The sequence below is a fragment of the Pseudomonas sp. genome (assembly GCF_050739935.1).
GTDB lineage: Bacteria > Pseudomonadota > Gammaproteobacteria > Pseudomonadales > Pseudomonadaceae > Aquipseudomonas.
In genome coordinates this window covers 1-13715 of the sequence record NZ_JBOICF010000131.1, presented here as the reverse complement: position 1 = coordinate 13715, position 13715 = coordinate 1, and the positions used below count along the sequence as shown (strand labels likewise).

Below are 13715 nucleotides of genomic sequence, written 5' to 3'. Positions count from 1 at the left end.
GATGCGGGAGTACATCTGACGGAGATTTATCGGATGTGCTGGCCCCTCGCGAATGAATTCGCTCCCACAGGGATATGTGTCCTGGCTCAAGACCTAGCATTGAGCCAATGCCCCTGCTGCCAACGCGCGGCGCTGTCGCGTAGCAAACGCGGTCCTCTTGTGGGAGCGAATTCATTCGCGATGCGGGGGTACAGCCGACGAAGATTTATCGGATGTGCTGGCCTCTCGCGAATAAATTCGCTCCCACAGGGGATACGCGTCCGGGCTCAATACTCGGCATTGCGCAGGTATACTCGCCCGCCATCGCAATCCATTTTCCTGAGAGACGCCCATGAGCCTCCCACTTTCCGCGACGCCGGAACGCAAGTTCGGTACGCCGCTGATCGCCCTCATTCTGCTGATAGTCGGCGGTCTGTTCCTTCAATCCGCTGTCGGCGGTAAACAAGTGTTGTTGCTGGTTGTCGGCTCAGCATTGGGGTTGACCCTTTACCACGCCGCATTCGGCTTCACTTCCGCCTGGCGGGTGTTCATCAACGAGCGGCGCGGCGCTGGTCTGCGGGCGCAGATGGTGATGCTGGCCGTCGCCGTCGTGCTGTTCTTCCCGGCTCTGGGTGCTGGCACGCTGTTTGGCTCCCCAGTGACCGGGCTGGTCGCGCCTGCGGGAATTTCCGTAGTCTTCGGCGCATTTATCTTCGGCATCGGCATGCAGATGGGCGGCGGCTGTGCCTCGGGCACTTTGTTCACAGTCGGTGGTGGCAACGCGCGGATGCTGGTGACCTTGCTGTTCTTCATCATCGGCTCGGTGATCGCCACTCATCACGCTGATTGGTGGTTCTCGCTGCCGTCCTTCCCGGCGACCTCCATCGTCAAAACCTTCGGCGTCGTCCCCGCTCTGATCATGAGTCTGGCGCTATTCGGCGTGATTGCTCTGGTCAGCATCAGGCTGGAAAAACGCCGTCATGGCGAACTGGAGGCAGCTGTTACCAGCGAGCATGTGGGCATGCGTCGTTTCCTGCGCGGTCCGTGGCCGCTGGTCTGGGGCGCGATCGCCCTGGCGTTGCTCAACTACGCGACGTTGGCGCTGGCTGGCCGCCCTTGGGGTATCACCTCGGCATTTGCGCTGTGGGGCGCGAAGGTCGCAAGCAGTATGGGTGTGGATGTCGGCAGCTGGGTGTTCTGGCAAATCCCGGCTAACGCCAAGGCGCTGGCGGCTCCGGTGTGGGAAGACATCACCACCGTGATGGACATCGGCATTATGCTGGGTGCGGCGGTGGCAGCCGGTCTTGCAGGACGTTTCTCGCCAAGCCTGAAAATTCCGACACGTTCGCTAGTCGCTGCGGTGCTGGGTGGTTTGCTGCTGGGTTATGGCTCGCGTCTGGCCTACGGCTGCAACATCGGTGCTTATTTCAGCGGCATCGCTTCGGGAAGCCTTCACGGTTGGTTGTGGTTGATCGCGGCGTTTGCGGGCAATGCGGTGGGCCTGCGCATTCGTCCGTTCTTCTTTGAAGGCGAACGGCGTCCAGTCGTCTTGAGCGCGTGTTGATTTGAATCGATAGTTCAACACTGTAGGAGCCGGCTTGCTGGCGAACTTTGGCGTGCCGGTCAGCCTATTTGTAACTGATCCAACGCGTTCGCCAGCAAGCCGGCGCCTGGTTGTACCGGGATCTATCAAACGCCTGCTGTAAGAGCACGCTTGCCCGCGAAAGCGTCGTGTCGGAAACATGGCTGTTTGCGGACAACACACCAATCGCGAGCCAGCGCGCTCCTGCAAGTTACTACTTCCCGGCTTGGGCTTTGGCGACTTTGACGATGTTGTCAGCCGTAAACCCGAACTTCTGCTGCAACTTCTCGATCGGTGCCGAGGCGCCGAAAGTGTTCATCACGATTTTTTCGCCAGTCTGACCGACGTACCGATCCCAGCCCACGGGCCCTGCCTGTTCCACCACCACACGCCCTTTCACGTCTGGCGGCAGCACCTCATCGCGGTAAGCCTTGTCCTGATCCTCGAACAGCTCCCAGCTCGGCATCGAGACCACGCGTGCGGCAACGCCCTGGGCCTTGAGCTTCTCGAATGCCTCGACGGTCATGCCGACTTCGCTGCCGGTAGCGATCAGAATCACATCGACCTTACCTTCTACCGCGTTAGCCAGGATATACGCACCTTTGGCGAGGTTTTCGGCGCTGGCATATTTCGAGCGATCCAGCGTTGGAAGCGGTTGGCGGGACAGCACCAGGCAGGTCGGCCGATTGGTCTGCGCCAATGCGATTTTCCAGGCTTCGGCGGTTTCGTTTGCGTCACCCGGACGCAATGTCACCAACCCCGGCGTGGCGCGAAGCTGCGTCAGATGTTCGATAGGTTGGTGAGTCGGGCCATCCTCGCCAACCCCAATGGAGTCATGGGTGAAGACGAAGATCACCGGCAATTCCATGATCGAGGCCAGACGGATCGGCGGTTTCATGTAGTCGCTGAACACCAGGAAGGTCGAGGTGTACGGCCGGATGTAGGACAGCGCCAGACCGTTGGCAATCGAGCCCATCGCGTGTTCGCGGACACCGAAATGCAAATTGCGACCGCCATAACTGCCAGCCTCGAAGCTGCCTGCACCCTCGAAGGTCAGATTGGTTTTGGTGGACGGGGAAAGGTCTGCTGAACCCCCGATCAGCCAAGGGATTTGCTGGGCAAAACCGTTAAGCACTTTGCCTCCCGAGGCTCGCGTAGCAACGCCTTTGGCGTCGGCGTCGAAACTGACCGCAGTGTTGCGCCAGCCCTCTGGCATCTCACCGGCGCGCATGCGCTGCAGTTCATTGGCCAGCGCCGGCTGCTCTTTCTCGAAGCGGGCGAACGTCTCCTGCCAAGCCTTGTAATCAGCGCCGTTACGTTCCAACAGCGCATCGCGCAGGTAATGGCGTGCTTCTTCAGGTACCAAAAAGCTACTGTTTTCGTCCCAGCCATAGGCCTTTTTGGTCAGCTTGATCTCGTCTTCGCCCAGCGGTTCGCCGTGGGCCGACGCGGTATTGTGCTTGTTCGGTGAGCCATAGCCGATCACGCTGTCGACCACGATCAAGGTCGGTGCGTCGTTGGTTTGCTGGAAGGTCTGAATCGCCTTGGCCAGCGCTGCTGCATCGTTGGCGTCTTTCACGTGCAAGGTTTTCCAGCCGTAGCCTTCGAAACGCTTAAGCGGATCGTCGCTGTAGGCCAATTCGGTATGGCCTTCGATGCTGATGGTGTTGCTGTCGTAGATCCAGCACAGGTTCGATAACTTCAAATGGCCAGCAATCGAGGCCGCTTCGGCGGTAACGCCTTCCATCATGTCGCCGTCGCCGCACAGCACGTAGACGTTGTAATCAAACAGCGTCGCGCCAGGCTTATTGAAATGCTCGCCCAGCCAGCGTTCGGCCATGGCCATGCCGACGCTGTTCGCACAGCCCTGACCCAGCGGGCCAGTGGTGGTCTCGACACCGGTGGTCATGCGGTATTCCGGGTGACCAGGCGTCTTCGAATCCATCTGCCGGAACTGCTTGATATCTTCCAGGCTGATGGCTGGCTTGCCGGACGGTTTGCCGTGCTCGTCGATTTCAATCACACCGGCCAGATGCAGCAGCGAATAGAGCAGCATCGAGGCATGCCCGACAGACAGCACGAAACGATCGCGGTTTGGCCAGTCAGGATGCTCCGGGTGATAGCGCAGGAAATCTTTCCAAAGCGTGTAGCCCACTGGAGCCAAGGCCATCGGAGTGCCGGGGTGGCCGGAGTTGGCCTTCTGCACGGCATCCATGGCGAGGGTGCGAATGGTGTTGATGGTCAGTTGGTCGCGATCCCCGTGCTCTTTGAATGTGTGCGCTGCGACAGGTCGATCGGTGGAGTGAGACGTAGCAGACGAGCTCATTAACTTTCTCCTCGTGACGTATGGCTGGTGCATCCAGATAGTTGTTGAGCGCAGGCGTGGCGGGTTCGTTCCATGAAATCTCTGTCATCCGACTGGGGCCATCGATTTATCGCTGAAATGTTTCAGTCGCGAACCATGTGGATCAGCTGCATTCGAATGCGGTTGAGGTCGGTGCTTGTTGCCTGGCCAATGGTTTACAGAACGGGGTGGCTTTTGCAGGAAACGATCATCAAGAAATATCGCGCCATGATCAGGACGTTTACCTACATCGGTTGGTCGCTTTTCTGGCTGTTGATCTGGGACGTGATCGTCACAGTCGATTTCATGTTGTATCTGGAGCGCAAGATCACCTTGCCGTCGATGCCGCTGACACTACTCGGTTCGGCGCTGGTGGTGCTCACCAGTTTTCGTAACTCCAGCGCTTACAACCGCTGGTGGGAGGCGCGCACGTTATGGGGCGCGCTGGTCAACAATTCCCGTAGCTTCGCCCGGCAAGTACTGACTTTGATCGACGACGAAGGCCATCTCAATCCGGTAAAGGCCGTACTGCTTCGTCGTCACGTGGCCTACGTGGAGTGCCTGTCAGCGCACCTCAAGGGCGGCGATTGCGGCGAGGATGTGACGGCAATGCTTCCCCGAGAAGAGTACGACCGGCGCAAACGCACCAACAACTTCCCCAATGACATTCTCAACGAGTCTGCTGCGATCATCTCCGCAGAGTACAAGGCCGGGCGCCTGGACAGTATTCGCCTGGCGCGGCTTGAGTCGACCATGGTGGAAATCTCCAATTGCCAAGGCGGCATGGAGCGTATCGCCAACACGCCGCTGCCTTATCCATACGTGACCTTTCCACGGCTGTTCATCACGCTGTTCTGCATCATCGTGCCGATCGGTCTGGTAGAAACACTGGGTTGGTTTACGCCGCTGGCGTCGACCGTAGTGGGCTTCATGCTGCTGGCGATCGAAAGGATCGGCACCGATCTGCAGAGCCCTTTCAAGGCGTCCGAGCATGAGATTCAGATGAAGGCGCTGTGCGCGAACATCTCGGGAAATTTGAATTCGATGTTGCGCGATGCGTCGGAAAAACAGCGGTAATAAACAGTCTTTAGGAACCGGCTTGCTGGCGAGCGCGGTGGGTCATTGACGATGATGTCGACTGACCTGACGCATGCCAGCAAGCCGTTCTATAGGTACGTGATCCTGATCTGGAATACCTTGAAGTTCGCGCGATCCAATCGTGGATCAGATGCCGGACTTGATCCTGGTCCAGACCCGCGTCCGCGCCAAGCTATGCGCCATGTGGCGACGGGGGGCAGCGTAACTGTTAAGGGTCTACAGGCGATCATCTGAGGCAAGGATCTACCGCAACTCCCCACACACATCCACCTCCACCAACCGACGCACTTCATCAGGCGGCAAATCAGCTCCCAACAGCGCATGCAGTTTGCCGAATGCCGCTTCGCGGGTCATGCCGCCGCCCGATAGCACGCCGACATCGCGCAGGCGGCTGCCGGCTTCGTAGACGTCCAGCTCGACGCCGCCTTCGTGGCATTGGGTGATTGCGATCACGCATATGCCTTGTTGGTGGGCGCGTTGCAGACTGTCGAGAAACTCCGGGTTGTCGCTGGGGCCGGTGCCGCTGCCGAAGCATTCCAGGATCAGGCCCTGGATGCCGCTATCGATCAGGCCGTCCAGTTGCGCGGCGCCGATGCCGGGGAACAATGGCAATATCGCCACGCTGGCCAGTTGTTTCGGCTGACGATAATCCAGCGCCGCGGGTAACGTTCCGACCGTCTCTCCGCCGCGTGCGCGGTTGAGCGCGGCGAACGGGTTGCGGCCAAAGCTGCGGATTTTCGCGCAGCGTGTCGGCTGCATCAACTCGCCGTGGAAGTACAGGTGCACGCCTGATGGCAGACCTTTGCCCAAGGCTTGCAGCGCACCGTTGACGTTTTCCCACGCATCGCTGTCCGGCACGCCGGCTGGCAGCATGGAGCCGGTGAACACGACTGGCGCATTCAGGCCCAACAGTTGAAAGCTCATCGCCGCAGCGCTGTAAGCCAGGGTGTCGGTGCCGTGCAGGATCAGTACGGCGTCGCAGCCCTGAACCTCGCCAGCATCGACCACCGCCTCACGCAGGCGCTGCCAGTAGGCGGGGGTCATGTTGGCGCTGTCGATCAGGGGAGACATCTCGCGAAACTGCCACTGCGGCACCACCAGCGCAGGCTGCCCGGCCAATTGCTCGGCCATTCGTGCTTCGAAACCGGAGGCGGGCGCCAAGCCGTTTTCGCTGGCCTGCATGCCGATGGTGCCGCCGGTGTAGAGCACCATCACTTGCTTGGCCGCTGCGTGGTTGTCGCGATTCATGCGTGTCTCCCTGGGCTGACTTTCGTAGGGTTAAGGTGCGCCGACGATTGCTTTGCCGCCCGTCGTCGCAGGCGTGGCCGCTGTCGCTTCGTGACCCGGTTTGGGCCAGGCTTTCAAGTCCAGATCCAGATCAGGAAATTGGCTGGAGTCGAAGACCGGCGTCTTGATGCCCGCCTTACGCTGTGCATCGTAGTCGCTCAGGATACGCAAACCGATCTTGAACAGCATCGCCAGTGCAATCAGGTTGACGAACGCCAGCAGGGTCATAGTGATATCGGCAAAGGCAAACACGGTGCCCAGGTCTTCGACGGCGCCCCACAGGATCAGCGCCAGCACCAGTGCGCGGTAGCCCATCAAAGCCTTGCGGCTCTCGCCCAGCAGGAAGCGCAAGCTGTTCTCGCCCAGGTAATAGTTGTAAAGAATCGAGGTGAAGACGAACAGCGCCAGTGCCACGCTGATGAACAGCTTGCCCCAATCGCCCACTACCGCCGCCAGCGAGTTTTGCGTCAACGCGATGCCGTCGCCTTCGAAACCTGGGGTGTAGAAACCCGATAGCAGAATCAGCAGGGCGGTGCAGGTGCAGATGACGAAGGTGTCGAGGAATACGCTGAACGCCTGAACCACGCCCTGCGCAACCGGGTGCTGAACTTCGGCAACGGCAGCGACGTTCGGCGCACTGCCGAGACCGGCTTCGTTGGCGAACACGCCGCGCTTGACGCCCATCACGATCGCACTGCCGATCAGGCCGCCGAACACTTCGTCCATACCGAACGCGCTTTTGACGATGGTCATCAGCATGTGCGGGACGTGTTCGAACTGCACGCCGATCACGTACAGGGTGACGGCGATGTAGATCAAGGTCTTGACCGGGACCAGCAGGTCAGCCACGGCGGCGATGCGTTTGATTCCACCAATGAACACCAGGCCCAACAGCACCGCCAGGCCAAGGCCGGAATACGTCGGGGATACGCCGAACGCGTCATTCAGCGAATGGGTGACGGCGTGGGATTGCAGGCCGTTGAATGCAAAGCCGAAGGTCACCAGCAGCAGGAGCGCCATGACCATGCCCAGCCAGCGCTTGCCCAGGCCGTGCTGAATATAGAAAGAAGGGCCGCCACGATACTGGCCTTCGGAGTCGCAGCGTTTGTAGAGTTGGCCGAGGGAGCATTCGAAGAAACTGCTGGCCATGCCGACCAGGGCAGTGACCCACATCCAGAATACGGCGCCCGGGCCACCGAGGGTGACGGCGATCCCGACACCGGCGATGTTACCGGCGCCGACGCGACCGGCAAGGCTCAACATCAAGGCCTGGAACGAACTCAACTGACCCGAGCTGCTGCGCAGGCTGTCGCGAAAGACAGCGAACATGTGAAAAAAGTGACGTAACTGAACGAAACGCGAGCGAATCGTGAAATATCCACCGAGCCCGACAATGAGCACGATCAGCAGTTTTCCCGAGAGGAAGTCGTTGATGACTTCGAGCATTGATGTTTCCTCGCTTTTTTAGAGGGGCGGCACTATACCGGTGCGCGTTATCGGAGTCTGTAAACCGTTTCTGCTTTTAAGCTCGTTTCGTCGGCAAATTCAGACAAGTCCGTCGACGTGGGGGCAGAACGCAACGGCCTTGTGGGAGTGAGCTTGCTACAGCCTTCAACCACCAATCATTCGGGCAAAAAAAAGGGCCTAGAAGTGTCTACTTCCGGCCCTCAAAAGGGTGAGGGGTGTCTAGGCCCTCAGCCTGGTGATTGTGTAGCAGGTAAAAAATGGAGCCGATCAAGCCTTCAGCGGCACCAATCGTGGAGCGATCATGTTTTCAGGGCGCAGGATGTCGGCGAGCATCACGTCATCGAGCAGACCCTCTTCGCGCACCAGTTCCAGCACGCCACGACCTGTTTCCAGCGCGACGCGAGCGATACGGGTGGCGTTTTCGTAACCGATATAAGGGTTCAGCGCGGTCACCAGACCGATCGAATGCTCCACCAGTTCGCGGCAGCGCACTTCATTGGCGGTGATACCGACGATGCAGTGCTCACGCAGCATGTCCATGGCGCGTTGCAGCAGGCGGATCGAGTCGAAGATCTTGTAGGCGATCAGCGGCTCCATCACGTTTAGCTGCAATTGCCCGCCTTCGGCAGCGACGGTCAGGGCCAGGTCGTTGCCCATGATTTCGAAGGCGCACATGTTCACCGCTTCCGGAATCACGGGGTTGACCTTGCCTGGCATGATCGAGCTGCCCGGCTGACGCGCTGGCAGATTGATTTCATTAATGCCGGTACGTGGGCCGCTGGACAGTAGGCGCAGGTCGTTGCAGATCTTCGACAGCTTGACCGCCGTGCGCTTGAGCATGCCGGAGAACAGCACGAAGGCGCCCATGTCGGAGGTGGCTTCAATAAGGTCGGCCGCCGGAACCAGTGGCTGGCCGCTGATGATCGCCAGACGCTCTACCGCCAGATACTGATAACCGGGGTCGGCGTTGATGCCGGTGCCGATGGCGGTGCCGCCCAGGTTCACTTCGGTCAGCAGCTCAGGCGCCAGGCTGCGCAGGCGGTTGAGATCTTCGGTCAGTGTGGTGGCGAAGGCGCGGAATTCCTGGCCGAGCGTCATTGGCACGGCGTCCTGAAGCTGAGTACGACCCATCTTCAGCACGTGATTGAATTCCTGGCCCTTGGCCGCGAATGCCTGAATCAGGCTGTCGAGGCTGGCGAGCAGGGCGTCGTGGCCCAGCAGCAGACCCAGGCGAATGGCCGTCGGGTAGGCATCGTTGGTGGACTGCGCCATGTTCACATCGTTGTTCGGGTGCAGATATTTGTATTCGCCTTTGGCATGACCCATCGCTTCGAGTGCGATGTTGGCGATTACTTCGTTGGCGTTCATGTTGGTGGACGTACCGGCGCCACCCTGGATCATGTCGACCACGAACTGCTCGTGGAAATCACCACGGATCAGGCGTGCGCAGGCTTCGCTGATCGCGGCGTGCTTCTCGCTGCTCAAGTGGCCCAACTGATGGTTCGCATCGGCGGCCGCCTGCTTGACCATGGCCAGACCGACAACCAGTTTCGGGTAATGCGAAAGCGGAACGCCGGAGAGGTGAAAGTTATTCACCGCACGCAGCGTCTGGATGCCGTAATACGCGTTTGCGGGTACTTCGAGGACGCCAAGCAGGTCTTTTTCGATGCGAAATGATGCAGCGGAGGACATGATAGAGAAAGTCTCAAGAGAGGCACGGACTGAGCCGGAACGCCTTTAATACTAGGCTTGTGGGCGATTGCGAACCAATGCTGTTACGCGCTAGCCTATGCACAAACGGCATAATGTGGATGTGACGTTCAGATGACGTGGAGCGTGTGAGGCGGGTGGCTAATGCTTGCCATGCGCCGACTGCTCCTGTGCGAGGAATTCATTCGCGATGCTGTGGAAAAGCTGACGGCGATGTGTCGGATGTACCACCCTCTCGCGAATGAAGTCGCTGACAGCAATCCAATCGGATAAAGACGCATAGTCGCACTCGCAAGACCAGCAGCTCTGGAGAAGATGATGAACCTGGAAAGCAAATGGCTGGAAGACTTCAGCGCTCTGGCCGCGACCCGAAGCTTTTCCCAAGCAGCGGAGCGGCGATTCGTCACGCAACCGGCATTCAGTCGGCGAATTCGCAGCCTCGAGGCGGCGCTGGGGCTGCAATTGGTCAACCGTTCACGCACGCCGATTGAGCTGACCGCGGCGGGGCAGTTGTTTCTGGTCACTGCGCGGACGGTGGTCGATCAACTTGGCGAGGTGCTGCGCCATTTGCATCATCTGGAAAGCGGGCAGGGTGAGGTCATGCAGATTGCAGCGGCGCACTCGCTAGCCCTGAGCTTCTTCCCGCGCTGGATCGCACAGCTGCGAAACGAAGGCTTGAACATCGCCACGCGGCTGGTGGCCACCAACGTTGGCGACGCCGTGCATGCGCTGCGTGAAGGAGGCTGCGACTTGATGCTGGCGTTCTACGACCCGGACGCTGCGCTGCAAATGGACGCTGAAATCTTTCCGTCGCTGCATCTGGGCATGACCGAAATGCTGCCCGTGTGTTCGACCGATGCGGAGGGCAAGCCGTTGTTCGACCTGGAAGGCGAACACAGCGTGCCGTTGCTGGCCTACAGCGCCGGTGCGTTCCTGGGGCGTTCGGTCAATCTGCTGCTGCGCCAGCGCAACCTGCGCTTCACCACCGTGTACGAGACCGCGATGGCCGATAGCCTCAAAGGCATGGCGCTGCAAGGCTTGGGTATCGCCTGGGTGCCTCGCCTCAGTATCGCCGCCGAGCTTGAACGCGGTGAGCTGGTGATTTGTGGCGGTGCTCAATGGCATGTACCGCTGGAGATTCGCCTGTATCGCTGCGCGCTCGTGCGCAAGGCCAATGTGCGACTGTTGTGGCGCAAGCTCGAAAGCGGTGCGGCACAGTCCGGCACTTGACCTTAAGGTCAGTAAACACGGGGCCTCACGGCCACGAACGATCGGCTGACAGGAGGTCGTCAGCCTCCTGTTAAACGCCATTCTTTGCGGTATACTGCGCGGCCTTTGGCCGGTTGCACTGGTCATAATTCGTACGACAAGCCACGCCGGTTTTCCCGCGTGGCTTGTTGTTTTTAGACGCGCCTGCGGGCGCCCGATGAAGAGGCACGACGATGAGCGCACTGGTTGGCGTGATCATGGGCTCCAAGTCCGATTGGTCCACCCTTAGCCACACCGCCGACATGCTGGAAAAGCTCGGCATTCCGTACGAAGTCAAAGTGGTTTCGGCCCACCGCACGCCGGACCTGCTGTTCCAGTACGCCGAAGAGGCCGAAGGCCGTGGCATCGAGGTGATCATCGCTGGTGCTGGCGGCGCTGCTCATCTGCCGGGCATGTGCGCTGCCAAAACCCATCTGCCTGTATTGGGCGTGCCGGTGCAGTCGTCGATGCTGTCGGGCGTCGATTCGCTGCTCTCCATCGTGCAAATGCCTGCTGGGATTCCAGTCGCGACCCTGGCTATCGGCAAGGCTGGCGCGATCAACGCCGCACTGTTGTCGGCCAGCATCCTGGGCGCCAAGCACCCGCAGTTCCACGCAGTGCTGAAAAAATTCCGCACTGAGCAGACAGACAGCGTTCTGGACAATCCAGACCCACGCGAGGCCTGAGGTTTTCATGAAGATCGGCGTAATCGGTGGCGGCCAGCTGGGTCGCATGTTGGCATTGGCGGGCACCCCGCTGGGAATGAACTTCGCCTTCCTCGATCCTGCACCGGACGCTTGCGCCGCTGCGCTGGGCGAGCATCTGCGTGCCGATTACGGCGATCAGGATCACTTGCGACAGCTGGCTGATGAAGTGGATCTGGTGACCTTCGAATTCGAAAGCGTACCGGCTGAAACCGTGGCGTTCCTTTCGCAGTTCGTGCCGGTTTACCCGAGCGCCGAAGCCTTGCGCATTGCACGTGATCGCTGGTTCGAAAAGAGCATGTTCAAGGATTTGGGCATCCCGACGCCTGCGTTCGCCGACATTCAATCGCAGGCGGACCTGGACGCCGCAGTCGCCAGCATCGGCCTGCCTGCCGTACTGAAAACCCGCACCTTGGGCTATGACGGCAAGGGCCAGAAGGTCCTGCGCACGCCGGCCGATGTCGTCGACACCTTCGCCGAACTGGGCACCGTGCCCTGCCTGCTGGAAGGCTTCGTGCCGTTCACGGGCGAAGTCTCGCTGATCGCCGTGCGCGCCCGCGATGGCGAAACCCGCTTCTATCCGCTGGTGCACAACACCCATGACAGCGGCATTCTGCGTCTGTCGATCGCCAGCACCGATCACCCGTTGCAGGCCCTGGCTGAAGACTATGCCGGTCGTGTGCTCAAGCAGCTGGATTACGTTGGCGTACTGGCTTTTGAGTTCTTCGAAGTCGATGGTGGTTTGAAAGCCAACGAAATCGCCCCGCGCGTTCACAACTCCGGTCACTGGACCACTGAAGGCGCCGAATGCAGCCAGTTCGAAAACCATCTGCGCGCCGTTGCCGGCCTGCCGTTGGGTTCGACCGCCAAGGTGGGCGAGAGCGCCATGCTCAACTTCATCGGTGAAGTGCCGGCCGTTGAGCAGGTCATCGCCATCGACGACTGCCACCTGCATCACTATGGAAAGGCCTTCAAGACCGGCCGCAAGGTAGGCCACGCCACCGTGCGCAGCAAGGACCGCGCGACGCTGGATCGTCAGGTGAAGCTGGTTGAGGCATTGATCAAAAACTAAGCTCGATGGCGGCGCAACTGATGCGCATCTGTCCATTGTGGGAGCGAATTCATTCGCGATTGGCTGGTACATTCAACACATCCCTGTTGCCTGAGCCGCCCTCTCGCGAATGAATTCGCTCCCACAGATCATTTATCGTGCCCTTCGGATCAGCGACGTTCGGGCATCCCTGGCTATCCCATCTTTGCGTTGCGTTGAACCATTCCCTCCACACACCTCTCTCATAGCGTGTTGCCAATAGCCGACTAGGCTTTGGCATATTCATTCAAAACAGAGGGACATGGCATGGGAATCATTGGAACCATCTTCATCGGCCTCATCGTGGGTCTGTTGGCTCGCTTTCTGAAGCCAGGCGACGACAGCATGGGCTGGATCATGACCATTATTCTGGGTATCGCCGGCTCTCTGGTGGCGACCTATGGTGGCCAGGCGCTGGGTATCTATCAGGCGGGCGAGGGCGCGGGTTTCCTCGGTGCGCTGGTCGGCGCGGTCGTCCTGCTGGTGATCTACGGCTTGATCAAAAAGAAATGAAAGTGAATCTGGCCCTCTGCGCTAATGCGGCGCAGAGGGGCTAGAATGCGCGGCACTCAACTCCATCTGCCGAGCACCTCAATGCGTCACCTCCTCCTCGTTTCCCTGCTGCTGGTCTGTGGACTGGCGCGCGCCGCCGATTTGCCTGAAACCGACTGGCTGGAACTGATGCCAAAATCGGATCAGAAAGCTCTCGAAGCCATGCCCGAAATCGACCACAACTCTCCGGAAGCGCAGGGTACGTTCGACAGCAAAGGCGGATTGAAGCAGAGCAAAGGCTTGCCTGCCGTGATGTATTCGACGAAGACTGTCGCGACCATGGACGGCAAGCACATTCGCTTGGGCGGCTATCCGGTTCCGCTCGAAACCGACGCCAAGGGGCACAGCACCCTGTTCTTCCTGGTCCCGTACCCCGGCGCCTGTATCCACGTCCCGCCACCGCCACCCAACCAATTGGTGCTGGTGCGCTACCCCAAAGGCCTGAAAATCGACGATATCTACACGCCGTTGTGGGTGGTCGGCACGTTGAAGGTCGAGAAAGTAAGCAATGATATGGCCGATGCGGCCTATGCGCTGGATGCGGCGAAGGTTCGGGTGGTGACTGAGGCGGATTTGTAAGGCGTAGTGGCGAACCTGAATCTAATCGTAATTGCTCTAGCGGCACGACTTGCCGGCGCCGGCGTCCTTGAACTC

11 protein-coding genes are annotated in these 13715 nt (G+C 59.7%); 7 read left to right on the top strand and 4 right to left on the bottom strand.

Annotated features, from left to right (window positions below; all coding sequences use genetic code 11):
- Window positions 1-331 precede the first annotated feature (331 nt).
- Window positions 332-1543, top strand: coding sequence for a YeeE/YedE family protein (locus ACRER8_RS25890; RefSeq protein ID WP_431749012.1), 1212 nt, complete (start codon window positions 332-334; stop codon window positions 1541-1543).
- 232 nt (window positions 1544-1775) lie between these two features.
- Here ACRER8_RS25890 and tkt read toward each other — a convergent pair whose 3' ends face one another.
- Window positions 1776-3887 (bottom strand): transketolase, encoded by a 2112-nt coding sequence (gene tkt / locus ACRER8_RS25885; RefSeq protein WP_431749011.1) that lies wholly within the window; start codon window positions 3885-3887, stop codon window positions 1776-1778.
- Between the two features lie 213 nt (window positions 3888-4100).
- On the opposite strand from tkt, the gene ACRER8_RS25880 reads away from it, so the two are divergent.
- Window positions 4101-4982, top strand: a complete 882-nt coding sequence (locus tag ACRER8_RS25880; protein ID WP_431749010.1) for a bestrophin family protein — start codon at window positions 4101-4103, stop codon at window positions 4980-4982.
- Between the two features lie 264 nt (window positions 4983-5246).
- Here the strand turns inward: ACRER8_RS25880 and ACRER8_RS25875 are convergent, their stop codons facing one another.
- From ACRER8_RS25875 to ACRER8_RS25865, 3 genes are all read right to left on the bottom strand, one after another.
- Window positions 5247-6251: an asparaginase gene (locus ACRER8_RS25875; RefSeq protein ID WP_431749009.1), complete on the bottom strand. Its 1005-nt coding sequence runs from the start codon at window positions 6249-6251 to the stop codon at window positions 5247-5249.
- Between the two features lie 30 nt (window positions 6252-6281).
- Window positions 6282-7736 carry an alanine/glycine:cation symporter family protein gene (locus ACRER8_RS25870; RefSeq protein ID WP_431749008.1) on the bottom strand — a complete coding sequence of 485 codons (1455 nt, stop codon included), beginning with the start codon at window positions 7734-7736 and terminating at the stop codon, window positions 6282-6284.
- Window positions 7737-8024: 288 nt separating this feature from the next.
- Window positions 8025-9449, bottom strand: a complete 1425-nt coding sequence (locus tag ACRER8_RS25865) for an aspartate ammonia-lyase (RefSeq protein ID WP_431749007.1) — start codon at window positions 9447-9449, stop codon at window positions 8025-8027.
- A 336-nt stretch (window positions 9450-9785) separates the two neighbouring features.
- On the opposite strand from ACRER8_RS25865, the gene ACRER8_RS25860 reads away from it, so the two are divergent.
- From ACRER8_RS25860 to ACRER8_RS25840, 5 genes are all read left to right on the top strand, one after another.
- Window positions 9786-10697, top strand: coding sequence for a LysR substrate-binding domain-containing protein (locus ACRER8_RS25860; RefSeq protein WP_431749006.1), 912 nt, complete (start codon window positions 9786-9788; stop codon window positions 10695-10697).
- A gap of 212 nt (window positions 10698-10909) precedes the next feature.
- Window positions 10910-11401 carry a 5-(carboxyamino)imidazole ribonucleotide mutase gene (purE, locus tag ACRER8_RS25855; protein ID WP_074754780.1) on the top strand — a complete coding sequence of 164 codons (492 nt, stop codon included), beginning with the start codon at window positions 10910-10912 and terminating at the stop codon, window positions 11399-11401.
- A gap of 7 nt (window positions 11402-11408) precedes the next feature.
- On the top strand, window positions 11409-12491 hold the full coding sequence (locus tag ACRER8_RS25850) for a 5-(carboxyamino)imidazole ribonucleotide synthase (protein ID WP_431749005.1): 1083 nt from the start codon (window positions 11409-11411) through the stop codon (window positions 12489-12491).
- A gap of 285 nt (window positions 12492-12776) precedes the next feature.
- Window positions 12777-13022: a GlsB/YeaQ/YmgE family stress response membrane protein gene (locus ACRER8_RS25845; RefSeq protein ID WP_110948315.1), complete on the top strand. Its 246-nt coding sequence runs from the start codon at window positions 12777-12779 to the stop codon at window positions 13020-13022.
- An 81-nt stretch (window positions 13023-13103) separates the two neighbouring features.
- Complete coding sequence (locus ACRER8_RS25840) at window positions 13104-13640, top strand: DUF3299 domain-containing protein (protein WP_431749004.1); 537 nt, start codon at window positions 13104-13106, stop codon at window positions 13638-13640.
- Window positions 13641-13715 lie beyond the last annotated feature (75 nt).

Coding starts and splice junctions, on each gene's coding strand:
- ACRER8_RS25890 (WP_431749012.1), top strand. CDS start 332: ATGAGCCTCCCACTTTCCGCGACGCCGGAACGCAAGTTCGGTACGCCG.
- tkt (WP_431749011.1), bottom strand. CDS start 3,887: ATGAGCTCGTCTGCTACGTCTCACTCCACCGATCGACCTGTCGCAGCG.
- ACRER8_RS25875 (WP_431749009.1), bottom strand. CDS start 6,251: ATGAATCGCGACAACCACGCAGCGGCCAAGCAAGTGATGGTGCTCTAC.
- ACRER8_RS25870 (WP_431749008.1), bottom strand. CDS start 7,736: ATGCTCGAAGTCATCAACGACTTCCTCTCGGGAAAACTGCTGATCGTG.
- ACRER8_RS25865 (WP_431749007.1), bottom strand. CDS start 9,449: ATGTCCTCCGCTGCATCATTTCGCATCGAAAAAGACCTGCTTGGCGTC.
- ACRER8_RS25860 (WP_431749006.1), top strand. CDS start 9,786: ATGAACCTGGAAAGCAAATGGCTGGAAGACTTCAGCGCTCTGGCCGCG.
- purE (WP_074754780.1), top strand. CDS start 10,910: ATGAGCGCACTGGTTGGCGTGATCATGGGCTCCAAGTCCGATTGGTCC.
- ACRER8_RS25850 (WP_431749005.1), top strand. CDS start 11,409: ATGAAGATCGGCGTAATCGGTGGCGGCCAGCTGGGTCGCATGTTGGCA.
- ACRER8_RS25845 (WP_110948315.1), top strand. CDS start 12,777: ATGGGAATCATTGGAACCATCTTCATCGGCCTCATCGTGGGTCTGTTG.
- ACRER8_RS25840 (WP_431749004.1), top strand. CDS start 13,104: ATGCGTCACCTCCTCCTCGTTTCCCTGCTGCTGGTCTGTGGACTGGCG.